Annotated in this window: 20 protein-coding genes and 1 pseudogene; 7 read left to right on the top strand and 14 right to left on the bottom strand. The window is 57.3% G+C overall.

Annotated features, from left to right (window positions below; genetic code table 11):
• Window position 1: 1 nt before the first annotated feature.
• Together B8746_RS07180 and B8746_RS07175 are read left to right on the top strand one after the other, a co-directional pair.
• Window positions 2-442, top strand: a complete 441-nt coding sequence (locus B8746_RS07180; protein ID WP_084392920.1) for a cupin domain-containing protein — start codon at window positions 2-4, stop codon at window positions 440-442.
• 61 nt (window positions 443-503) lie between these two features.
• The gene (locus B8746_RS07175) at window positions 504-1,829 is read left to right on the top strand and encodes a serpin family protein (protein ID WP_143434546.1); all 1,326 of its coding nucleotides are present in this window, start codon (window positions 504-506) and stop codon (window positions 1,827-1,829) included.
• Here B8746_RS07175 and B8746_RS07170 read toward each other — a convergent pair.
• The 3 genes from B8746_RS07170 to B8746_RS07160 form a co-directional block, all read right to left on the bottom strand.
• Entirely contained in the window at window positions 1,826-2,722 is an 897-nt protein-coding gene (locus B8746_RS07170; protein WP_084392918.1) for a hydroxymethylglutaryl-CoA lyase, read from the bottom strand. The two genes, B8746_RS07175 and B8746_RS07170, sit on opposite strands and share 4 nt — an antisense overlap.
• Window positions 2,723-2,733: 11 nt before the next feature.
• Window positions 2,734-3,549 carry an enoyl-CoA hydratase gene (locus tag B8746_RS07165; RefSeq protein ID WP_084392917.1) on the bottom strand — a complete coding sequence of 272 codons (816 nt, stop codon included), beginning with the start codon at window positions 3,547-3,549 and terminating at the stop codon, window positions 2,734-2,736.
• Window positions 3,550-3,647: 98 nt separating this feature from the next.
• Complete coding sequence (locus B8746_RS07160; RefSeq protein WP_158084557.1) at window positions 3,648-4,199, bottom strand: DUF421 domain-containing protein; 552 nt, start codon at window positions 4,197-4,199, stop codon at window positions 3,648-3,650.
• Between the two features lie 38 nt (window positions 4,200-4,237).
• On the opposite strand from B8746_RS07160, the gene B8746_RS07155 reads away from it, so the two are divergent.
• The 4 genes and pseudogenes from B8746_RS07155 to B8746_RS07140 all read left to right on the top strand — a co-directional run bounded on the left by B8746_RS07155 (window position 4,238) and on the right by B8746_RS07140 (window position 8,310).
• Window positions 4,238-5,437, top strand: a complete 1,200-nt coding sequence (locus B8746_RS07155) for a CaiB/BaiF CoA transferase family protein (RefSeq protein ID WP_084392916.1) — start codon at window positions 4,238-4,240, stop codon at window positions 5,435-5,437.
• 11 nt (window positions 5,438-5,448) lie between these two features.
• Window positions 5,449-5,838, top strand: coding sequence for a phosphoribosyl-AMP cyclohydrolase (gene hisI / locus B8746_RS07150; protein WP_084392915.1), 390 nt, complete (start codon window positions 5,449-5,451; stop codon window positions 5,836-5,838).
• A 41-nt stretch (window positions 5,839-5,879) separates the two neighbouring features.
• Complete coding sequence (locus B8746_RS07145; RefSeq protein ID WP_084392914.1) at window positions 5,880-6,830, top strand: N-acyl homoserine lactonase family protein; 951 nt, start codon at window positions 5,880-5,882, stop codon at window positions 6,828-6,830.
• 261 nt (window positions 6,831-7,091) lie between these two features.
• A pseudogene (locus tag B8746_RS07140) lies at window positions 7,092-8,310 on the top strand (IS3 family transposase).
• A 26-nt stretch (window positions 8,311-8,336) separates the two neighbouring features.
• On the opposite strand, the gene B8746_RS07135 reads toward B8746_RS07140, so the two are convergent.
• Window positions 8,337-8,822, bottom strand: coding sequence for a MarR family winged helix-turn-helix transcriptional regulator (locus B8746_RS07135; protein ID WP_084392913.1), 486 nt, complete (start codon window positions 8,820-8,822; stop codon window positions 8,337-8,339).
• A 401-nt stretch (window positions 8,823-9,223) separates the two neighbouring features.
• On the opposite strand from B8746_RS07135, the gene B8746_RS07130 reads away from it, so the two are divergent.
• Window positions 9,224-12,139, top strand: a complete 2,916-nt coding sequence (locus tag B8746_RS07130; protein ID WP_084392912.1) for a TonB-dependent receptor — start codon at window positions 9,224-9,226, stop codon at window positions 12,137-12,139.
• A gap of 886 nt (window positions 12,140-13,025) precedes the next feature.
• On the opposite strand, the gene B8746_RS07125 is transcribed toward B8746_RS07130, so the two are convergent.
• The 10 genes from B8746_RS07125 to B8746_RS07080 are packed head-to-tail and all read right to left on the bottom strand — an operon-like array spanning window position 13,026 to window position 22,624.
• Window positions 13,026-14,276 carry an NAD(P)/FAD-dependent oxidoreductase gene (locus B8746_RS07125; RefSeq protein ID WP_198943709.1) on the bottom strand — a complete coding sequence of 417 codons (1,251 nt, stop codon included), beginning with the start codon at window positions 14,274-14,276 and terminating at the stop codon, window positions 13,026-13,028.
• Between the two features lie 59 nt (window positions 14,277-14,335).
• Entirely contained in the window at window positions 14,336-15,160 is an 825-nt protein-coding gene (locus B8746_RS07120) for an alpha/beta fold hydrolase (protein ID WP_084392911.1), read from the bottom strand.
• A 4-nt stretch (window positions 15,161-15,164) separates the two neighbouring features.
• Complete coding sequence (locus tag B8746_RS07115; RefSeq protein ID WP_084392910.1) at window positions 15,165-15,383, bottom strand: tautomerase family protein; 219 nt, start codon at window positions 15,381-15,383, stop codon at window positions 15,165-15,167.
• 5 nt (window positions 15,384-15,388) lie between these two features.
• Window positions 15,389-16,159, bottom strand: coding sequence for a 2-keto-4-pentenoate hydratase (locus B8746_RS07110; protein WP_084392909.1), 771 nt, complete (start codon window positions 16,157-16,159; stop codon window positions 15,389-15,391).
• On the bottom strand, window positions 16,160-17,203 hold the full coding sequence (gene dmpG / locus B8746_RS07105) for a 4-hydroxy-2-oxovalerate aldolase (RefSeq protein ID WP_095380836.1): 1,044 nt from the start codon (window positions 17,201-17,203) through the stop codon (window positions 16,160-16,162).
• A 5-nt stretch (window positions 17,204-17,208) separates the two neighbouring features.
• On the bottom strand, window positions 17,209-18,150 hold the full coding sequence (locus B8746_RS07100; RefSeq protein ID WP_084392908.1) for an acetaldehyde dehydrogenase (acetylating): 942 nt from the start codon (window positions 18,148-18,150) through the stop codon (window positions 17,209-17,211).
• A 17-nt stretch (window positions 18,151-18,167) separates the two neighbouring features.
• Complete coding sequence (locus tag B8746_RS07095) at window positions 18,168-18,950, bottom strand: 2-keto-4-pentenoate hydratase (RefSeq protein ID WP_084392907.1); 783 nt, start codon at window positions 18,948-18,950, stop codon at window positions 18,168-18,170.
• Between the two features lie 13 nt (window positions 18,951-18,963).
• Window positions 18,964-20,451 (bottom strand): 2-hydroxymuconic semialdehyde dehydrogenase, encoded by a 1,488-nt coding sequence (locus B8746_RS07090; RefSeq protein ID WP_233124011.1) that lies wholly within the window; start codon window positions 20,449-20,451, stop codon window positions 18,964-18,966.
• Complete coding sequence (locus B8746_RS07085) at window positions 20,426-20,914, bottom strand: GlcG/HbpS family heme-binding protein (RefSeq protein WP_233124062.1); 489 nt, start codon at window positions 20,912-20,914, stop codon at window positions 20,426-20,428. The genes B8746_RS07090 and B8746_RS07085 overlap by 26 nt, the downstream gene beginning before the upstream one ends.
• A gap of 42 nt (window positions 20,915-20,956) precedes the next feature.
• Window positions 20,957-22,624 carry a class I adenylate-forming enzyme family protein gene (locus B8746_RS07080; RefSeq protein ID WP_084392906.1) on the bottom strand — a complete coding sequence of 556 codons (1,668 nt, stop codon included), beginning with the start codon at window positions 22,622-22,624 and terminating at the stop codon, window positions 20,957-20,959.
• Between the last annotated feature and the right edge of the window lie 3 nt (window positions 22,625-22,627).

Genomic DNA, 22,627 nt, shown 5'->3' with positions numbered 1-22,627 from the left:
GGTGAATGCGGTGTCCGGCGATCTTGGTGCGAATGAAATCATCCGCCTGCTCGGCCTCAAACCCCATCCTGAGGGCGGACATTATGCCGAAATCTATCGCTCGGACGGCAAAGAACGCGCCGCCTGCACAACCATCTACTATCTTCTCCAGGCTGATGAAGTCTCTGCATGGCACCGCGTCGACGCAGACGAGGTCTGGGCCTGGCATGCCGGCGGCCCTCTCTCGCTGACCCTTTCACCGCCGGACGGAAAAGGCGCAGCTTCAACCACACTCGGCCCTGATCTTCGGTCTGGCCAGCGCCCGCAATGCGTCGTTCCGAAGAATCACTGGCAGACCGCCGAAACGCTGGGCGCATGGACCCTGGTCAGCTGCTTCGTCGCGCCAGGTTTTGAGTTTTCGGGCTTCGAGATGGCGCCCGAAGGCTGGCGGCCAGTGGCTTGAAGAAAAACTATCTGAAATTGAGTACAGACACTTCATAACTCCTTATGGGCGAACGCTCTAGTTGAAGCTCAAGCCTGCCCGGAGTTCACTTATGTCCATTAAATCTACACCAGCTTGCGCGCTTGCCTTGGCGCTGTCTGCCTGCGCCACTTCACCCTTGCCCTATAATACGCCGCTGGAGACGCAGAGCATCGTCTCTGGAAATTCCGAATTCGGTGTGAATATTTACCGGGCGGGTCTGGAAGCAGCGGAACAAGAGGCGGCGAAAGCAGGCAAGACTGTCACCAACTTCGCTGTTTCGCCCGCCAGCATTTCGGCCGCCCTCGCCATGACCTATGCCGGCGCACGCGGCGAGACCGAGGCTGAAATGGCTAATGTGCTGAATTTCGATCTGCCGCCAGAGACACTGCATGCTTCGATGGCCAGCGTGCTATTTGGTCTGCAGACTGACGCGGACGGCCAGACCCTCAAGATAAACAATCGAGTCTTTGTAGATAAGCCAGTGATCGTTGAGAATGCCTTCGAATCGCAGATGAAGAACATCTACAAAGCGCCGCTGGAGCGACTGGACCTTCGCGGCGAACCTGAAAAGTCGCGCCAACACATCAACGCCTGGGTCGAGGACAAGACCGAAGACCGCATTCAAAATCTGATTCCGACAGGTGGCATCAAGCCGTGCACACGAATGGTCCTCGTTAACACGGTCTATCTCGATGCAAACTGGGCAACGCCATTTTCGGCGAGAAGCACAAGAGATGCGACCTTTACCACCGCCGAAGGTAGCGAGGTAATCGCTCAATTAATGTCGATGGACATTCGCGCCAAATACCTCAAGACGAGCGAGTTTCAGGCAGTCCAGCTGCCTTACAAGGGCAATCGGTTAAGCATGGTTGTCCTTCTGCCGGATAGCGAGCGCGGTCTGCCTCGCCTTGAAAGGCAGCTGAACGGCGAAAAGCTGGACCGGTGGCTGGCCCAGCTCTCACAGGGTGAAAACTCGCTTGTCGATCTTAAACTTCCGAAGCTCGAATTCGATGCCTCGGTCGCATTAGGGGGTTCGCTTGCTGTGCTGGGAATGCCGCTGGCTTTTTCTAACGGAGCCAATTTTGATGGCATCGCCAGCCCAACCGACAATCCTGTCGACCCTTGCTTCACACCCATGCGCCTTAAGCTTGATGAGGTTGATCACAAGGTCTTCGTAAAGATAGATGAAGACGGGACGGAAGCCGCCGCGGCGACGGCCGCAAGGATGACAGTCACCGTCAGCGCGCAGGTAAATGCGCCACTCCCCATCCGCTTTCACGCGGATCATCCGTTTCTCTTCGTCATCAAAGACAATGAGACAGGCATGGTGGTATTTCTTGGCCGCGTGACGGACCCTACGACCTAGCCAGGAAAGCCACCCGCCTTGCTGAGGCTCGAACTCACCGGATGTCCGAGGACGGTCTCCAGCCATTTTGCCGTTTCGATGAGCTTGCCGAGATCGAGTCCTGTCTCGAACCCCGACCGCTCAAGCATGTAGACCACATCTTCGGTCGCGACATTACCCGTCGCCGCTGGCGCAAACGGACAGCCGCCAATGCCGCCGCAGCTCGCATCGATCACGTCGACCCCTTCATCGATCGCGGCAGCCACATTGGCGAGCGCCGCGCCGCGCGTGTCATGGAAGTGCATGCGCAGGAAAACGTCAGGCGCTTCGAGCCGCACCCGCTCTGTCAGCGCCTTCACCTGCCAGGGCGTCGCCACGCCGATCGTGTCGCCCAGCGCGAGCTCTCCAACACCGGCTCTCTGCGCCCGGGCAGCAAGGTTCGCCACCACCGCAGGGTCTACCTCGCCGTCAAACGGATCGCCAAACGCCACCGAGATCGTGGCGGAAAACGGAATGCCCGCGTCAAGGATGAGGGGCGCGCATTGGGCCAGCATGTCGCCGCTCTCGGACGGACTCATGCCCTGATTGCGCTTTCCGAATGTCTCGCCCGCGACCAGAACGAAATTGATCTCGTCCGCCTTTGCATCGATGGCGCGGCGCACGCCCTTCTCGTTGAGGGCCAGCGCGATGTGACGCGTCGGCTTGCTGCGGTCGAGGCCCATGAATACTTCGGCCGAGTCCGCCATTTTTGGCACAGCCTTTGGTGAGACAAAGCTGCCGGACTCCATGCGGCGCACACCGCACTCTTCCAGCCGGGAAATGAATTCGAGTTTCTGCGACGTAGTCAGATTGGCCGGATCATTCTGCAGCCCGTCGCGAGGCCCCACTTCCACAATGTCGATGCGTCTTGTCATAAGTCTCCTGCCTAGCGCCCCTGAAAGGCGGGGGGGCGACGCTCGACGAAACTGTCGACGCCCTCCTTGAAATCGAACGTGCCGAAGCTCTCTTCCATTTCGCGGTTTGCGACATCGAGGCTTTGCTCGAAGCTCTGAAAATACGTTTCGCGAATCTGGCGCTTCATGATCGCCACTGAGCGCGGAGAGACCTGCGTTGCAAGGTGCTGTGTGACGTCATTCACCTTGCTCATCAGTTCTGCCACCGGATAGGCCGCATTGACCAGTCCAAGGCTTGCGGCCTCCTTGCCGTCAAACTTGCGGGCCGTGAACAGGAGATCGAGCGCATTCGCCTCACCAATGAGACGCGGTAGCAGCCAGGCGATCCCGTGCTCGGCGATCAGTCCGCGCTGCGCGAATGCTGTCGTGAACTTGGCCTCCTCCGCACAATAGCGAAGATCCGCATACAGCGCAAAGATCAAGCCGATGCCGGCGCACGCGCCATTGATCGCTGCCACGATCGGCTTCGGACACGCATAGAGATAGCCGAAACGTCCAGGATAGATGTCTTCGATCGGATTTGAACGATCGGCTCCAGCTTCTTCCCTGGCCTCGCCTTTGTCCTGTATGGATTGTAGCCCGGCCATGTCAGCGCCCGCGCAGAACCCGCGTCCTTCGCCAGTTACAACGATGACCCTGATAGACTCATCCACCCCCGCCGCGCGAACGGCTTGCTGGACCTCGGCTTCCATCACATTTGTCCATGCGTTCAGCCGGTCAGGCCGGTTGAGCACGATTGTGAGCACACCGTTGCTCACTTCTGTCCGGATCTCATTGTACTGGGCCATGCGTCCTCCTTCGCGTTTATGTCGTGTTCGAAAGTAGCGCAAAGGCGCCCGCACTGTCAGCAGCGTCGTCGGGGAAACTCATGAGCTGACGGGCCCGGTCAGTCCTTGAGAAGGTGGCGATAAGGCTCGATACCAATTACGTCGCCCAGTATGGCGCAGCTCAGGGCGACATCGCCATGGCCATGCAGAACCGAAACATCGCCGGTCGTTTCTGCGACGACGGCGTGAATCTGCCCGGGACTGGTGACGTTTGCTTCTCGCAATTTGGCGATGAGGTCCGCTCTCGTGATCTTTGCCCGCCTCATCTGGGTGTCGATCATTTCGCCCTGCCACATGATCAGCCGAGGCCGGTTGTCGACGAGCTTTTCCACCATGGCGCTGCGCCGCCTGATCGCCGCGACGGCCATCTGCATCGAAAAGAGCACAAGAAGAGCAAACAGACCCTGCATGAGAGGCGGGTCCTTCGCGATGAAGATCGCGCCAGCCACAGAGCCGGTTGCAACCGTCAGTGCAAAGTCAAAGCCGCTCATTTTCGAGAAGCTGCGCAGCCCTGAAATCCGGGTCAGAACAATGATCCAGGCATATACAGCCAGCGCGCTGATCAGGACCATGCCCAGAGCTGACCAACTTGTCTCTATCCAGTCCGACATGTCTTGCGTCCTCTTATCGGTTGTTCTTAAGACAGCGCATGCCTGATCCATCCGTTCCTCCTCCCCTGTCGGGAATACGCGTCATTGAACTCGGCCAGCTCATCGCAGGGCCATTCGGCGCGCAGCTGCTTGGAGACTTTGGTGCGGAAATCATCAAGGTCGAAGCGCCCGGAATGCCGGACCCGGCGCGAGGCTGGGGCGCAGCCAAGAAGAATGGTATCGGCCTGTATTGGCCCATTATCGGACGCAACAAGACGTCGCTGACGCTGAACCTGCGCGAGCCGGAAGGCCAGAACATCCTGAAGGACCTCGCCGCGACGGCCGATGTCCTGGTGGAAAATTTTCGCCCCGGCACGCTCGAGCGCTGGGGCATCGGCCCCGATGTTCTGCACGCGATCAATCCGCGCCTCATCATCACACGCGTTTCTGGCTATGGACAGACAGGACCGGAAAGTCACAAGGCCGGATATGCCAGTGTCGGCGAAGCAAAGGGCGGCCTGCGCTACCTGATTGGCGAGCCTGACCGGTTGCCGTCACGCGCGGGCGTGTCGCTGGGCGACACCATGACCGGAACCTTCGCTGCACTCGGCACGATGATGGCGCTGTACGCCCGCGAGCGATCCGGAAAGGGTCAGATTGTCGATGCGGCCATCTATGAAACGGTCATGGCCTTCATTGAAGGCCTCATCCCCGAATATGCCATTGCCGGCCACACCCGCGAGCGCAGCGGTCCCATCCTTCCCAAGGTCGCGCCTTCCGGCGTCTACCCCTGCAAGGATGGCATCGTGATCATCGGGGCCAATCAGGACGGTCCCTTCCGTCGCCTGGCAGAGATGTGCGGCGCCGACTGGGCGAGCGATGAGCGCTATGCAACGCATGATGCCCGCGGCGAAAACCAGGCCGAGCTTGACGACAGGATCACCGCATGGACGCGCCAGCGCACCGTAGCCGAAGTGCTGCTGGCCTGCGAGAAGCACGGCGTGCCCTGCGGCCCCGTCAATCGAGCACGGGAAATGCTGGAAGACGCCCACATCAAGGCCCGCAAAGCGATAATCCGGATGGTGCATCCGGTGATGGGCGACGTGCCGATGCAGGGCGTATTCCCCAAGCTTTCTCAAACGCCGGGACGGGCAACCCTGCCGGCCCCGGAGCTGGGAGAGCACACTGAGAAAATTCTCTCCGGCCTCGGCAAGACCCCGGTCGAAATTGAGGCGCTGCGCAAACGCGGCATCATCTAGGATCTTCAGACATGACAGAGTTTTTTCCGCCGCTTTCCGGCAAGGACCAGGACGAAACAGATGAGCTGCGCCCGAAATTCGATGCAGATGGCCTCATCGCCGCTGTGTCACAGGACGCCGACACCGGCGAAGTCCTGATGCTTGCCTGGATGAATGATAAGGCTCTGCAACAATCGATCGAGACGGGGCTTGCAACCTATTGGTCGCGATCACGTCAGAAGCTCTGGGTGAAAGGCGAGACATCTGACAGTCTCCAGCGCATCGTGGAAATCCGCGTCGATTGCGATCAGGACGCCGTCGTCATGAAGGTCCGAAAGGACGGCCCGGCCTGTCATACGGGGCGGGAAGCGTGCTTCTACCGTACAATCAATCCCGACGGGCGCACACTTTCCAAATCCTGAGGATCGGCGTATTCAGTCTCGCGAACATCAAGGTCGAAAACATGAAAAATATTGCACTCGCTGCAATGGGCGCCATTGCAATCGGACTTGCTAGCTGCTCCGGCTCAACCGACGCGCCGGCTAAGGACGCAGAAACCCCGCCGGCGTCCGAACCCGGCACGCCTGCGCCGCCTGCATCAGCGAGCGCCGGCGGCACCGTCGAAAGCATACAGCTGATCAAGCTCGACTGCGGATCAGTCTATGTCTCCGATCTCGACATTTTCTCCACGGCCGGAGATTATGCCGGTCAGACCGACACGTTCGATGTGACCTGCTGGCTGATCCGGCATCCCGATGGCGACCTTCTCTGGGACCTCGGCCTTCCGGGTATCCTGACCAGCCAGGATGAGCAGACGACCGGCGTTTTCACCGTCTCTCTCGACCGCACCATTGCCGACCAGCTTGCTGATCTCGGTCTGGCCATGTCCGACATCGAATATCTCGCCGTTTCGCACAGTCATTTCGACCATGTCGGACAGGCCGACCTGATCGACGGCTCGCTCTGGCTCGTGAACCAGCGGGAATATGACTACATGTTCCCCGAACCGGAAGTCTCTGACGAGACCCCCGACGAAGCCGAACCCTCTGCCGACGGCGCCGACTCATCAAACCAGTTCCCGGCTTTCGAGAGGCTCGAATACCAGCTCATTCCGGACAATTACGATGTCTTCGGCGATGGGTCGGTCATCATCTTCCAGACACCGGGCCACACGCCCGGCCATTCCTCCCTGCTCGTGAACCTGCCCGAGACCGGCCCCGTCATGCTGACAGGCGACCTCTGGCATATGAGCGCCAGCCGCACGCTGAAGCGCGTGCCACAGTTCAATACGAATGAGGCCGATACGCTCGCATCCATGGAGGCGTTCGAAGCGAAAGCGGCGGAACTCGGCGCCAAAGTGATCATCCAGCACGAGGATGCCGATACCGACCCGCTTCCTGAGGTGATGCGGTAGTCACGAACAAGTGGCGACCCCGGCACGATTCGAACGCGCGACCTACAGATTAGGAATCGATTTCAGAGATCGATTCGAATTGCTGAGGTTTGAAAAATCCTTGTAAAAGAGGTATTTATTTTGCCTCATCTTGATATGCATTTCTAGGTAAAGTTGTAAAAAGTTACCAGGGTTACCACGGAGCGCCCTTTGCCAGGTTGACCGAGCCCCGTAAATTCCGGCCATGAATTTGCAGAGTCCTCGACACGTAGAGGATGACAGATGCGCAAATCACGATTTTCCGAAGGGCAGATCATCGGGATGCCCCGGGAGCGTTGTTGGGAGGATAAGAAATCGCGAAAATCGATTCCCCGACCGACGGCGTGAAGACAGCCGATATCTGCCGCAAGTACGGCATCTCGGATGCGACCTTCTACAAGTATAAGGCGAAGTTCGGCGGCATGACCGTGTCGGAGCCCCGGCGGCTGAAGACGCTGGAGGAGAAGAGCTCGAAGCTGAAGCGTCTCCTCGCCGATGCGATGCTGGACAATGCCGCCCTGAAGGACCTGGCGACAAAAAACTTCTGACGCCCGATGCGAAGCGCAAGGCCATACACCACGTAATGGAAGTGCATGGCCTGTCGGAGCGTCGGGCCTGTCGGCTGGCCGATCTCGATCGGTCCACCTTCCAGTATGACAAACGCGATGGCGGAGACGAGACGCTGCGCCAGAGGCTGCGAGAGCCGGCCGGTGAACGCCGCCGGTTCGGCTATCGAAGGCTCGGCATCCTGCTGGGTCGCGAAGGTCTCAGCGCCAATAACAAGAAGATCTACCGCATCTATGCCGAGGAGGGACTGGCCGTGAAACAACGCCGCGGACGGAAACAGGCGACAGGCACGCGCCCACCCATACTCCTGCCGGAACAGGCAAATGAACGATGGAGCCTGGACTTCGTGTCGGATGCCCTCAGCGATGGCCGCCGCTTCCGAACGCTCTGTGTTGTCGACGACTTCACCCGGGAAGCCCTGACCATGCTCGTCGATGAGCCCCTGTCCGGCGTGCGGGTCGCCAAGGAACTGTCCAGGCTTATCGCCCATCGGGGTGCTCCGAAGATGATCGTCTCCGACAATAGGACGGAACTGACCAGTCATGCGATCCTGAGATGGGTGCGCGCCGCCGACATCGAGGGGCACTACATCGTGCCGGGAAAGCCGACACAGAATGTCTTCGTCGAGCGCTTCAATGGCCGGCTGCGCGACGAGTGCCTGAATGAGCACATCTTCGACAGTCTCGGTGACGCCCCGCGCATCACCGAAGCCTGGCGGATCGATTACAACACGACACGGCCTCACAGCGCACTCGGCGGCCTTGCTCCGCTAACCTATGCCGCTCACCACCGCAGACACCGGCCCGGCTCGCTTGAGCGTCGCGGTGGCTCCGCTCGCCGGGCCTTGACCTCAAACCTGCCAACACAAAGAAAGACGAACAGACTCTCCGAATGAACGGCCCGGAACACGGGGCTGGGTCACTAATCGGCAAGCCCCCCGTCCCCCTTTGCGCCTGAAATTAGCTTCTCAAGACATCGACGGAGATCTTTTAGATCTTTCTCCTCGAAATCTGCAAACAACTCAGCAGCAACATGCCTTCCGGCCCGGTCGATCTCTGCTTTTCGGGAGTTTGCCAACGCAGAAGGCACAATTCTCCACACACGACGATCTTCGTTATCCGCGACCCGGGATACATATCCACTTCGCTCCAGTTGGTCTATCAGAGCTCCAACTGAGGCTCGACCCAACTCCATTATCTCCGCCAATCTAGTTTGCGTAGGGTTAGAAAGTCGAAAAACATACAGCATCGCCCTCCATTGAGCGCGCGTAAGTTTCAATGCTGCCATATCCACATCGAAGCGACGCCGAAGCTCACGCGTGACATCGCCTAGCAGAAAAGCCAGCTCAATTCGCTCGTCACCCAAAAAATTACTGTCGGCAAAGTCTTCAATTTTCTCTCGGACCATCTCAACCAGACCCTTGCCTTAGCTAAAAGTTCAGTCTGGCTTCGTGCGGTTCAATATTCAACCGATATGGTCAGAGCACAAAAAAATGCTGGCTAGATTAATCTAGCCAGCAAGTCTCCCGAAGTCGTGGAATGTTGGGAGGATGCCTTCCTGACGACGTAACACAGTTTTCACTTCGCCGGGACGACAAAAATTGACATTCCACCACTCAGAAAAAGCAACAGGGATGCAGTCGACTACCTGTTCCCAACGTTAGTACATCAAATTTATCAGCATGTCCATACTGTATGCTTGCATACTAAAATATGCTCGACCTACCGAATTTGTTTGCTTAAATATGGTATGATACCATACAACAATTACGAATCCGCAACAGACGGACGCGATAAAGGGAGGTAAATATGATTTTTGTGCGATCAGCTTGGGTGGCGTTTCTATACACAACAGCATCGGTTTCGAGCATTGCGCTAGCGGCACAAGCTCAAGAAGAAGACAATGTGAGAACGCTGCAGTCGGTCGTTGTTACGACTCAGAAAACTTCAGAGTCACTGCAGGACGTACCAATTGCTGTTTCTGCTTTTGATGAAGAGGCAATTGACAGACTCCAGTTAACTGGTGGTCCAGATCTGACAAAAGCTGTGCCGAACCTGTCGTTCACCAAAGGACAATTTACCGGATTCAACCTCAAAATCAGGGGCATAGGAGTCGATGTCGTAGCAACGTCCGGCGATGCTGGGGTAGGCATACATCAGAACGACGTCCCTCTCCAATCAAACAGACTGTTCGAATCGGAATTCTTTGACACTGAGAGGGTCGAAATCCTCCGTGGGCCACAAGGAACGCTCTATGGCCGAAACGCTAATGGAGGCGTGTTCAACTTGATCACCGCCAAGCCGGTTTTCGAAGAATTCCAGGCAGACGCCGCGCTGACTTACGGGAACTATAATTCCGTAAAAGCTAACGGCATGGTCAATTTGCCCGTAGGAGAACGGGTTGCCCTCCGAGTTGCCGGATCTCTCACGCAACGCGACGGGTACGTTGATAATATAGTCACCGGCAACGATATTGACGACCGGGACTTGTGGTCAGTCCGCGCCACTCTTGGATTTGAGCCGACAGACTCATTTAGTGGGTGGCTATTATATGAACATTTCGAAGAAGAGGATACGCGTCTTCGCTCGGGCAAGCAGCTTTGCCGGAAAGACCCTCTAGACACTAGTTTTGCGGGCATTCCCATCGCCTTCGATGATCAGATTTTCACCTCTCAGGGCTGTCTAAGTGCGCCTCTTGACGAGTCGCGCGATACGGTGAATTCGGTCGCGACGCTCGCGGGTGGGCTAGCTGTTCGGGTTGGGCTGCTCAATGGAGATGCATTTACCGCACCAGCCATTCAGGATTTGCGAACTATTGCGGCAGGATTCGATCCGTTCTACAAAGCCGAACAGGATTTGTGGACACTTAGTCTGTCATGGGACATCAATGATGTCCTGAAATTGACTTCATTGTCGAGCTTCAATGAAACATCTGTTTTCTCTGTTGAGGATGTCTCAAAAGTCGAGCCCACAATCACCTTCAATGACTTGTCAGCAATTCCACCAGGGATAAATCCGCAAGTCGATCTCTACAATTCAGTTTTCCCCGGCGGCGTCGTCAATGACCCGCAGATCGGCCCCTCGAACATTTATACGGTGGCGGATCCATCCGGTGAAACAACAGAGGCCTTTACGCAAGAACTGCGTCTGCAGTCGGATTTTAGTGGCCCGCTGAATTTCAATCTCGGCGCCATCTATATGGACTATGAGGCGGGCAATGACGATGTAATCGATGGATACTACTTCATAAGCAATGCCCTTACCGGTCTGCTGCAATTACACAACGCATCACTTGCAGCTGGTGGACCACCAGTGATTCCGGGAGTTCCATTCCCTGCAAGCCTTGATGAGTCCAATGTGGATGGCGACTCAAATATCCTCAATTCACTCAACGGCTTGGGACGAAATTACTTTCGGACAGTTTCCCCTTATGAGTTGCAGTCGACAGCGCTCTTCGGGGAAGCATATTATGATATAAATGATGAACTGACCTTCACGCTCGGATTGCGCTACACGAAGGATGAAAAGTCGCAAAAGAACATTCCGACCTATCTCTTCACGCCTGATGTCGTCCGCGCGGATCCATTAGCTCCGGTTCCGGATCCGGCGACAGAGACGAACCTGGACGGAAATGTCGACGGAATTTTCGAGGTTGAATTTGAAGAGGTTACAGGGCGCGCCGGATTTGATTGGACACCGGATTTGTCGTTCACAGATGATACGCTTCTGTATGGCTTTTACTCCCGCGGTTACAAGGGAGGCGGCATAAACCCACCGCAGCCTTCGGAAAATGCCAACGCATTCCCGTCAACTTTTGAACCAGAGTTCATCAATGCATACGAAATTGGAACCAAAAATCGGTTCGCAGGAGACACACAGCAACTTAATCTCGCAGGCTTCTATTATGACTATACGGATTACCAGATCACTCAGGTGATCAACCGCTCATCGGTGAATTTCAATGTCGATGCTGAGGTGTACGGCCTGGAGATTGAATATCTTTGGGCGCCCGGAAGTAACTGGCTGTTGTCTGCAAATCTCGGTTTGCTCGAATCTAAGCTGGTTGATGTTTTTGCGATTGACGTCCTTGATCGCACGGCCGGTAACTCCGATTTCGTGGTTCTGAAGAACGCGGCAAGCTATTCGAACTGCGCTGTTTCCGCAGAAGGGTATGCAACGATTTTAGGCGCAATCGCGGCTGGGCAACTTGACGCGGGCTCTACTGCTGGGCTGTGTCTTGGCAGTTTTGCAGGTCAGGAGGCGACTTTTGGGCTGGGAGATGTGTCCTATGTCGATGGGGACGGATCACTCCGCACAATCGGCGCATTGACGCCATTCGACGGCGTCAACAAAAACCTCAGCGACAACAATCTGCCGGGTGCTCCGGATACTACGCTAAACTTGGCAGCGGAGTATACTTTTCCATCTATTGGTAATAGTAGCTGGGATCTGACAATCCGCGGTGATTATTACTATCAAGCGGAGAGCTATGCTCGTATCTGGAACGTTCCGCGCGACGAGATTTCCAGCTGGGAAAATGTCAATCTTTCTCTTGTCTTGGCGAATGATGACACCGGCTTCCAAATCACAGCTTTTGCCAAAAACCTGTTTGACGAAGAGGTGATAACGGGAGCCTATTTGCAGGACGACAGCCCTGGACTTTATAGCAATGTCTTTCTGACTGAACCGGCTTTGTACGGAGTAACTGTTTCGAAATCATGGTAACGAGAACCACTGGTCACCTGCTTCATATATTTAGGCGGGCGGTCATGACCGGGCCCTCAGAGCTCTTAAGGTGATTTTCCGACCGTAACTGAAGAGGAGACCGGCCATTACCAAGATACATCATAAGATAGCGCGACCATGCTTCACGGAGCGAGGCTGAAATCCGGTGATGGCCAATTCGATCCAACCGGGTCGGTCAGAGTGGTGACAGCCGCTGCCAAGGCGCCCTTAACACGCCGGGATGTCTTCTCGCGTCTATGCGTGGTACGCAATGTTGGCCAACCACGATGCAAGCACGGCGCAGGTAGACACCGAGCTTGTCCACTACTGGATCGACCGCAACGCGTTTACGTTAAGGGCTTAGTACTCTTCCCGGACAACCGCCTCAAGGATTTGATTATTCAGTCTTAGAACAGATACAGCCCGTCGCAAACGAGCGTTCTCGACCTCCTTCATCCGTCTGGCTCGGCTACACCCAAGTCGCCATACTCCTTGCGCCCGCAATGGAATGTTGGCTCTGTCGCCCCGGTGATACGCATAGCCCGCGCATTCTTCCCGCCCGAGCCAAAGCGCACCTCTACTTCGCGTAGCTTTGCAATGATCTCTACAGGTTTCGCTCTTTTCCCCATGCTTCAACTCCATTTCAGTGTCGGTCCTATCACAAACGATGGGCCGACATTTTTGGTACTTCAAGGCTCAGCTGGTTTTGAGCATTATCCTAAGAGCAGCTTTTCCCGGGCAGTTTTGTCAAACTTCAAATTGTCGAAAAGTGAAAAAGCACAAGTTGCGGAAAGCTTCAAAACACCTGATCGTTTAAAGTCTTGATATGTAGCGACAAATTCAAAGTTTTCGATGCGAGTGTCGTTTTTAACAACATTCGTCTTAGCTACCCTTTTCTAACGGTAGGTTTAAATAGAGGCGAGCCTGGGTCGCCGATGGTTTCAAGGTCGCAGACACCGCCAGTGGCGACGAGACGTCGACCTTGTGCGTAATCGCGAGTGGCGTTGACGCAATCGAGGGCGATGACACGGTCGTCCCTCAGATAAACAATGGAGAAGGAACGGCTGTCTGGGTCACCGCGCAGCACCGCTTTGTCATGGCCGTTCGAAAGGCCGGCAGTCTGCAGTTTGAGGTCGTACTGATCGGACCAAAACCAGGGAACGGCGTCGTAGGGTTTCGCAGCCCCTGCGATCGAAGCAGCCGCCACAGCCGCCTGATCATGCGCGTTCTGCACAGATTCAAGACGGATAACCGCGCCGCCAGCGTAGCGGTTCGCGTGCGCGGCGCAATCGCCCGCAGCGTAAATGTCCGGTAGGCTCGTACGGCAAAATTCATCGACTTTCACACCACCTAGCGCCTCTTCGGCCCCGGCCGCGATCAATGGCTCGACTTCCGGAGCAATACCGATCCCAACGATCACGAGGTCCGCCGGCACATCAGTTCCTCCGGCAAGGCGCACTCCCGAAGGGCGGCCGCCCTTCTCAATGATCGCTTCGATCTTTGCGCCGAGCCGGATGTCGACGCCGTGCCCGAGATGCTCCTTCTCATAGAAAGCAGACAGCGCCGGTCCCGCCACCCGCGCCAGCAGCCGCTCCTGGGCTTCGAGGACCACGACGCGCGCGCCCATGCCGACCAGCACCGACGCCGCTTCGAGGCCGATATACCCGCCGCCAATGATGACGATGTCCCGAGCCCTTTCGAGCTCGGCCCGGATAGCCTCCACATCCGCACGCGTGCGGATGACATGTACCCCGGCAAGGTCGCCCCCTTTTGTCGGTAGCCGTCGCGGCGCGCCACCAGCCGCCCAGATCATCTTGCCGTAAGTAATCCTCTCGCCACTCTCACAGCGGGCTTCATGCATCGCAGGATCAACCGCGACGATCTTGCGCCCGGAAAGCAGCTCGATATTCAGTTCGGTCCATGCTTCCTTCGGGCGCATCATCATGCGCTCGAACGGCTCCTCGCCTGCGAGATAGGCCTTGGATAGGGGCGGACGCTCATAGGGAGGATCTGCCTCCGCCCCCACCAGCGCAACCGCGCCGGCATATCCAAGTTTGCGCAGCATCAACGCAGCTTGTGCCCCCGCATGGCCGGTACCTACTATCAGTACGTCGATGTTGATTGTAGTGTCAGTCACGATATCCGTATTCCATCAGCTAGCCGGAGGAAGAGACGCAAGATCAGCCAAAACCGCCGTCACTCCCTCGCCAGGAAGTCAGAGACCAGGAGATTGAACCGGTCCTTGTGCTCGATTTGGATCCAATGGCCGCATTTGCCGAACAGGTGTACTTCGGACGTCCTGATGAGTTCGAACAGCCGCAGGCTGTTGCTCATCGGCAGAACACGGTCTTCACGCCCGTGTAGGATCAGCGTTGGGCAGGCGATCTTCGCAATTTCTTTTTCCGGCGTTGAAAGCGCCGTGATGTGCTGTTGGCGCGGTGCCGGGAACATGGCGCTAAAGGCCTCTTGAAAGCCGGGCTGGATGCTCGCCCGGTAGCGCATTTCGGCAAGCTCGTCTGAGACGAGCGAGTTGTCATAGGCAAAGATATCGAGCATCTCGCGCATCGCCTCTACCGACGGCTCATAACCCCACACTTTGTCGAGCGCCTCAGTCAGCTCGAATTCAAGGCCGGCTGCCCCCATCAACACCATGCGCCGGACGCGATCCGGATGATGAACCGCCATGGAGAGCGCGAGCGCACCGCCGAATGAGTTGCCGATAATATCAAATTCCTGAATGCCTAGGGCGTCGGCAAGATCCATCAGATGCCCGCGCCAACGCTCCATATTGTAAACGCCATCCGCCGGCCGTTCTGTGTAGCCGAAGCCCAGCATGTCCGGCGCAATTGCACGCACGCGCTCCGATAGCACCGGCAGGTTGAGCCGCCAGTTCGCCCAGGCCGTCACGCCAGGCCCCGAGCCGTGAATCAGGATCACCGGGCGCCCCTCGCCCAGATCATGATAATTGGTCTTAACGCCGCCAGCGTCAATGGACTTGCCGATTTCGGGATTGTGACTCATTTTTCTATCCTTTTGAATCGCCGCTTGCTAGTTTTGCGCGTTCTTCCGCTTTCGAAACGCCCGCGGCGGCAAAGTGTTCAGGTGGCACTTCCCTGATAATGACGCGCACGGACTGGATCGGCGCATCAATCGCGCGCACAGCCGCATCGGTCAGCTCACGGATTAATGCCGCTTTCTTTTCGGGCGGGCGTCCTTCAAGCATGGTGACGTCAATAATCGGCACAGACCTTACGCCTCCACATTGATCGAGACGCAGCCGAGATTTTGCACCTCAAGGCTGACCGTCTCTCCGACGCTGGCGGGATGCGCCGCCGTCGCCCCTCCGGCCATGACGATATGGCCGGGCTCCAGCGCCTCGCCCCATTCCGCGCTCATGCGTGCGGCCGCCACAAGCGAGCGCAATGGGTGGCCGAGGATAGCCGCAGACGAACCGATCTCTTTCGGCCGTCCGTTCACGGACAGCACCATGCCGAGATTGGAGACGTCAATTTCCGGCGATCGCCAGGCGCCGATCACGAGCCCCGACGACGAAGTGTTGTCGGCGACAACGTCCGGCAGTGCGAACTTGAAGTTCTCGTAACGGCTGTCGATCACCTCCATCGCCGGCGCGACCGCCTCAACCGCCGCCATCGCCTCCAACGCGGACACCTTGCCCGAGAGCCGTTTCTTCAGGAGGAAGACGATTTCCGGCTCAAGCCGCGGATGCACGAAAGCGGATTTTTTCAGGACGCCGCCCTCCTCCAGCAGCATCGCGTCGGTCAACCGTCCCCAGGCCGCTTCCTCGACGCCGACCTGGATCATCTTCGCGCGGCTGGTCAGACCCATCTTGATGCCGATGCGCTTCTCGCCGCGCGCGATCCGCCGCGCCACCGACAGGGCCTGGATCGCATAAGCGTCCGACACCGACAGGTCCGGATGGTCTTTGGTCAATTGCGGGATCGCGCGCGCCGCGCGCTGCGCCTCGTCGACAATCACGGCCAGTTCCTCAAGACCAGCCATCTACGCCGCTCCCGCCTGCTCTCGCTCTTTCAGGATATCGAGCGCGACATCGACGATCATGTCCTCCTGGCCGCCGACCATGCCGCGACGCCCCAGCTCGACAAGGATGTCGCGCACGTCGACGCCGTATTCTTCCGCCGCTTTTTCCGAATGACGCAGGAAGCTCGAATAAACGCCCGCATAACCGAGCATCAGGGTCTCCCGGTCGACCCGCACCGGACGGTCCTGCAATGGGCGCACCAGATCTTCGGCCGCATCCATCAGCTTGAAGACGTCGCAACCGGTGTTCCAGCCCTTGCGTTCAGCCGCCGCAACAAAGACTTCCAGCGGCGCATTGCCCGCGCCCGCGCCCATGCCCGCCAGCGAGGCGTCAACCCGCCGGGCGCCCTTCTGCACCGCGACGATTGAGTTGGCGACGCCGAGCGACAGATTGTGGTGGGCGTGCACGCCCCGCTCGGTCTCGTCCTTGAGGACCTTGTTGTAGGCCTCGAACCGCGCCGCGTATCCGTCCATATCAAGCGCGCCGCCGGAATCGGTCACATAAACGCATTGCGCGCCGTAGCTTTCCATTAAAAGCGCCTGCTCGGCGAGCTTTTCCGGCTCGACCATATGGCTCATCATCAAAAAGCCGATGGTGTCCATGCCAAGATCACGCGCCGCGCCGATATGCTGGCGGGCGACGTCGGCCTCCGTGCAATGGGTCGCCACCCTCACCGAACGCACGCCAAGCTCATAGGCCCGCTTCAGATCGGTGATCGTGCAGATGCCCGGTAGGATCAGCGTCGTCACCACGGCACGGTCGACTGCGTCGGCGACAGCCTCGATCCATTCCCAGTCCGTATGAGCACCGAACCCGTAATTGAAGCTCGACCCGCGAACGCCGTCACCATGGGCGATCTCGATCGCATCAACCCCGGCCTCATCCAGCGCCTTTGCAATTTTTGCCACATGATCGATGCCGTAAAGGTGGCGGATCGCATGCATGCCGTCTCGCAGGGTTACATCCTGCACATAAATTTTTTCCTTTGTCGGATCCTTGATCAACCCACTCACGCTACCGCCTCCGTCAGATGCTTCACCATGCGTTCCCCTATTGTCAGGCCCGCCGAGGTCATGATGTCCAAATTGCCCGCATAGGCAGGCAGGTAATGGGCGGCCCCTTCCACCTCCAGGAACACCGTCACCTTGACGCCTTCATATTCGCCAAGCTCCGGAATCTTCAGCTTGTGGTTGCCCCCGAAGCGCTCAAACTGCACCTTCTGCTTGAGGCGATAGCCCGGAACATATTGCTGTACCGCCGCAACCATATCTTCGACCGACTTCTCGATCTCCTCTTCCTCGCCGCCGACCGAAAACGCGTAAACTGTGTCGCGCATAATAAGGGGCGGCTCGGCCGGATTGAGAATAATGATTGCCTTGCCATGCTCGGCGCCGCCCAACACCTCAACGCCTTTCGCCGTCGTCTCGGTGAATTCATCGATATTCGCCCGCGTGCCCGGCCCCGCCGACTTCGAAGCGACCGACGCTACAATCTCCGCATAGGGAACGCTTTGCGACACCCGCCGCACCGCATGTACAATAGGGATCGTCGCCTGACCGCCGCACGTCACCATATTGACATTCTGTTTGTCGAGATGCTCCTCGGCGTTCACCACGGGAATGCAGTAAGGGCCGATCGCCGCCGGCGTGAGGTCCACCATCCGCTTGCCGTCGCGCTTACAAAGCTCGTTGTGATATTCATGCGCCTTTGCCGACGTGGCGTCGAACACAACCTCAATGTCCTTCCACACCGGCATCCTCACGAGACCATCCATGCCTTCATGGGTCGCCGCAACGCCCAGCTTCCTCGCCCGCTCCAGTCCGTCAGAATCCGGATCGATGCCTACCATGGCACCTATCTCCAAGACATCCGACGTACGCATTATCTTAATCATCAGATCGGTGCCGATATTTCCGGACCCGACAATCGCGCATTTCACTTTACCTGCCATTCAACTCGCCTTTCCTGTCAGTCCGTAAAAAACGCCGTGACCGAACCAAGCCCATTGATCCGCGCCGTCACCGCATCGCCTGCTTCCACACTGGCCATAGGACCCAGGGCCCCGGTCAGCACAATATCGCCCTTGCTTAACGGGCGTCCAACGCGTGCCATGACCTTCGCCAGCCACAGACACGCCGTCAGCGGACTGCCTAGGCACGCGACGCCCGCTCCGACTGAAACCGGTTCGCCCCGCCGCTCCATCACCATTCCGCACAGCCGCAAATCGATCTCGGAAAGGCGGCGCGGCGCATCGCCCAGCACAAACACTCCGCTCGACGCATTGTCAGCAATGGTGTCGTGGATCCGGATGTCCCAGTCCCTCACCCGGCTGCCGACAATTTCGATCGCCGCCACCGCATACGCAACCGATGCAGTAACATCCGCGGCGGTTAGTCGTTCATCATCTAGATCATCGCCCATGATGAAGGCAATTTCGGCTTCGACTTTCGGCTGCATCACAGCAGCGGCTGAGATTTCCGATCCTAGCGGCATGTCCATGTCGTCAAACAGCATCCCGTAATCGGGTTGCTCAACACCGAGCTGAGATTGCACTGTCTTCGCCGTCAGCCCCGTCTTACGCCCGACAAGTCGGCGTCCGGACTGTAGCCGACGTGCCGTGTTGATCTCTTGAACCTTATACGCCGCCTCAATCTCAAGGTCTCCGATCAAATCGCGCACCGGCTTGCAGGGCTCTTTTGACTCCGCGGCGCGCCAAAGCCGATCCGCCGCAGTTCGTATGCTGTCCGTCATCGATTACGTCCGTTCATAACTTCACGCAGATATTTTCAAGCTCAGTGTAGAATTCGAGCGAATGCACGCCGCCCTCGCGACCAACCCCAGAGGCCTTCGCGCCTCCGAATGCTGTCCGCAAATCCCGCAGGAACCAGCTGTTCACCCAGCAAACGCCCACCTCTAGCCGGCGCGCCACACGATGCGCTCTTGTGACATTGTCGGTCCACACCGACGCCGTAAGGCCGTATTTTGTGTTATTCGCTCGCGCGATAACTTCTTCTTCACTGTCAAATGGAGTCACCGCACAGCAGGGACCGAATATCTCCTCCCGCATCACACGGGACTCGTCTGACAAACCCGTCCAGATAGTCGGTTCCACATAAAATCCGCCTCGGGAAAGCCCGCTCGTAGCAGCTTTTCCGCCGCCGGTAAGAACCGTCGCGCCCTCTTCTCTCGCCAGCGCGTAATACGACAGGACTTTTTCCCGGTGTTCGGCGCTAATGAGCGGCCCGAGGCTCACCTCTTCTTCACAAGGACCGCCGATTTTCAGGGCTTCGGCGCTCTCCTTGAGGCGTTTGACGAACTCATCAAAAATAGGCCGCTCGATATACACACGCTCCGTACCAAGACAAACCTGACCACAATTGGCGAAGACTGAGCGCATGGTCCCTTCGATCGCCTTGTCGAGATTAGCATCTGCAAACACAATCGCCGAGTTCTTGCCGCCAAGTTCCAGCGACACCGGACGCACGCCTGTTCCCGCAGCTTTCATGATCGCCTCGCCGGTGCGCGTCTCTCCCGTGAAGGTAATGCCGTCGACACCAGGGTGAGACGTCAGGAATTCGCCAGCCGAGTCCGGCCCAAATCCGTGAACAACATTGTAGACACCCTTTGGCATTCCCGCCTTATTCATCACCTCGCCGAGCAACGTAGCGGTCGCTGGCGTTTCCTCCGACGGTTTTACGACAACCGTATTGCCGCAAGCCAGTGCCGGCCCCACTTTCCACGTCATCAGCAATAGTGGAAAATTCCACGGACAAATAACCGCAATCACGCCGCGCGGCTTGCGTACGGAATAATTGATCGCGCCCGCGCCGTCGGGCGTCGATGTCTCGAACGCTTCCCCCGAAATCGTCCGGATCGTGTCGGCAAACATTTTGAAATTCGCCGCGCCGCGTGGAATGTCGATATGCGACGCAAGCGATTTCGGCTTGCCAGTGTCGATGATTTCCGCTTCCAGAAAGTCGTCAAACCGCGCGTTGATTTCATCCGCAACCGAACTGATCAGTTCCGTACGGTCCGCAATGCTCAAAGCGCCCCATGTGTCGTTTAACGCAGACCGCGCCGCCGACACCGCGGCGTTCACTTCCACTTCGCCGCCCTCATGCGCCACGGCGTAAATTTCGCCGGTCGCCGGAGCCACAACCGGAAACGTCTTCCCGGATACACTTGGCCGATAGGACCCGTCTATAAAATGCAAAAATTCCTGAAGCTCACTCATCAGCCGGGCCTCGTTCATTTCCCAAATCCTGCGATTTGCCAGCCAGAAGCGCTTCTATCGCTACAATGCCGACTCTTGCGCATTCAATATCCTGATCTTCAGAACCGCCCGAAACGCCGATCGCGCCGATCACTTCATTCGCAAACGTGATCGGAACGCCACCGCCGAAAAGCGCCGCACCCGGCAGCGACCGCAAGCCCTCAAGAACGGCCGCATTGTCCTTTACCATCCCGTAGAGCGCGCCCGTTTCCAGCCGGAATCCCGCCGCCGTCTCCGCTTTGTTCACCGCTATATCTGTCGACCGGACAAACGCGCCACCGGAACGAAGAAACGCAGTCAGGCGCGCCGAACCGTCAACCACCGCCGCTGCAACCGGCACGCCAATCCGCAATCCATGCGTCACTGCAGCCTCAACGCAAACATGCGCAGCGCGAAAATCAATATTGCGGCGCGTCGTCATGATCCCGTTATGCGCTGTCATAACAACCAACCAGAGCTTCCTTGCTGAATAACATTTGCTCGATCACCCGGCGCCTTCACTGCAATCCCAGGGCAGACCGCCTTCATCGCTCATGACATAAGCCTGCACTTCCTTTTTGCGGACCTTGAAGTTCGTAGTCCGGGGAAAATCATCTTCCACAAAAACAAAGTGCTTCGGGGTTGAAGGACGGTTGAGTTTGTCGCGACAAAATTCGATCAAGTCGCCGCCAGCAAGATTTTCATGGCCCTCGTCTTTCCGGACCACAGCGACCACTGCTTCTCCCCATTCCGGATGAGGAACGCCGACCACACAAACGTCTGCGACGCCTGGATGCTTTACAAGGATAGCTTCAACGGCAGCAGGATAAACATTGACCCCACCTGAAACAATCATGAATTTTTGGCGATCGAGGAGGTAGACATATCCATCCTCATCAAGGCGGCCGACATCATTGGTGCGCAACCATCCTTCGCGCAGGACCTCTTCGGTCTGTTCCGGGAGGTTCAAATAATGTGCCATAATCGTCGGTCCGCGCAGCCAGATCTCACCGGGCTCGCCAGTCTCGACGGGCTCACCGTCTTCGTCACGGATTGAAATCTCAAAATGCGAAGCGACTCGACCGACTGACTTCAGCAGTTCTGGTTTATCCGTCAATGCGCGGCGGTGATCCTCCGGCGACAAAAACGTCACGCCGCCCCATGTAGTCTCTGTAAGCGCATAAACATTGATCATGTCTTTGGCGAAAGTTTCGTGCACCCGCTTGATAAGCGTGGGCGTTGCTGGCGAAGACCCATAAATGATGAGCCGCACCGAAGAGAGGTCAAATGGCGTTTTCCGGTTATCCTCAAGCGCCCAGTTCAACATCGTGGGCGCGAGCAGAAACACTGTCGCGTTCTGGTCCTTGACGATATCGAAGAAAGTCGACCGATCATAATCGCCATCTGCAATGATGTGAGTCATGCCGTTGCCGAGACCAAGGAATGCGAGCACCACTGCGACCCAAGCGTTTCCTGTCGGCAGGAAAAACCGGTCGTCGCGCACGAAACCGAACTCCGCCAACGCATGAAGAATTGTCGATGTAACCGCTCTGTGCGTTAACACCGCCCCTTTTGGCGAACCCGTCGTACCCGACGTATAACTGTACATTAGCGGGTCACAGCCCGACAGAGGTGGCAACTCTGGACGCACGACGACATCATCGAGAATAGCTTCAAGATCGACATCGAAATCGTGTTCGCCACCGAAACCGACGGTCAAGATTTTCAGGGACTTCAAGTCCTCCCGAACATTTTTCAACAATTCGCCGCATGACGCATGCACGAAGAGACATTTCATGCCGGAATCAACGAAGACGTGTCGCAATTCCGCATCCACAAATCGACGATTTACGCCAACGCGTATTGCGCCGATCTTCATACAGGCGAAAAAATGTTCGTATACTTCAATACATTCCGGCGCCATGATCCCGACGGCGTCGCCGACTGCAACTCCGTTCGCCAAGAGAGCAGCACTGAGTCGATCGGATTTCGCATGCATTTCACCCCAGCTCGCAGACCGATCACCACAGACATAGGCGACTTTATTTGGATTGTTTAACCCAGTGCGCCTGACGAGATCGCGCGGCAGAATTTCCTGGTCGCTACGAGACGCACGCATGCTCTCCGCCGAACGGCTTCCGTCTTTCGAATTGCTTATCACTTGTAGTTCCATCAG

Source organism: Henriciella pelagia (assembly GCF_002088945.1).
Lineage (GTDB): Bacteria > Pseudomonadota > Alphaproteobacteria > Caulobacterales > Hyphomonadaceae > Henriciella > Henriciella pelagia.
The sequence above is the reverse complement of the archived record's forward strand: the minus strand, read 5'-3'. Positions and strand labels throughout refer to the sequence as shown.

Bases quoted from the DNA above. Each gene is read 5' to 3' on its own strand.
- B8746_RS07170 (WP_084392918.1), bottom strand. From the start codon at position 2,722: ATGACAAGACGCATCGACATTGTGGAAGTGGGGCCTCGCGACGGGCTG.
- B8746_RS07165 (WP_084392917.1), bottom strand. From the start codon at position 3,549: ATGGCCCAGTACAATGAGATCCGGACAGAAGTGAGCAACGGTGTGCTC.
- B8746_RS07160 (WP_158084557.1), bottom strand. From the start codon at position 4,199: ATGTCGGACTGGATAGAGACAAGTTGGTCAGCTCTGGGCATGGTCCTG.
- B8746_RS07155 (WP_084392916.1), top strand. From the start codon at position 4,238: ATGCCTGATCCATCCGTTCCTCCTCCCCTGTCGGGAATACGCGTCATT.
- hisI (WP_084392915.1), top strand. From the start codon at position 5,449: ATGACAGAGTTTTTTCCGCCGCTTTCCGGCAAGGACCAGGACGAAACA.
- B8746_RS07145 (WP_084392914.1), top strand. From the start codon at position 5,880: ATGAAAAATATTGCACTCGCTGCAATGGGCGCCATTGCAATCGGACTT.
- B8746_RS07135 (WP_084392913.1), bottom strand. From the start codon at position 8,822: ATGGTCCGAGAGAAAATTGAAGACTTTGCCGACAGTAATTTTTTGGGT.
- B8746_RS07130 (WP_084392912.1), top strand. From the start codon at position 9,224: ATGATTTTTGTGCGATCAGCTTGGGTGGCGTTTCTATACACAACAGCA.
- B8746_RS07120 (WP_084392911.1), bottom strand. From the start codon at position 15,160: ATGAGTCACAATCCCGAAATCGGCAAGTCCATTGACGCTGGCGGCGTT.
- B8746_RS07110 (WP_084392909.1), bottom strand. From the start codon at position 16,159: ATGGCTGGTCTTGAGGAACTGGCCGTGATTGTCGACGAGGCGCAGCGC.
- B8746_RS07100 (WP_084392908.1), bottom strand. From the start codon at position 18,150: ATGGCAGGTAAAGTGAAATGCGCGATTGTCGGGTCCGGAAATATCGGC.
- B8746_RS07095 (WP_084392907.1), bottom strand. From the start codon at position 18,950: ATGACGGACAGCATACGAACTGCGGCGGATCGGCTTTGGCGCGCCGCG.
- B8746_RS07090 (WP_233124011.1), bottom strand. From the start codon at position 20,451: ATGAACGAGGCCCGGCTGATGAGTGAGCTTCAGGAATTTTTGCATTTT.
- B8746_RS07085 (WP_233124062.1), bottom strand. From the start codon at position 20,914: ATGACAGCGCATAACGGGATCATGACGACGCGCCGCAATATTGATTTT.
- B8746_RS07080 (WP_084392906.1), bottom strand. From the start codon at position 22,624: ATGGAACTACAAGTGATAAGCAATTCGAAAGACGGAAGCCGTTCGGCG.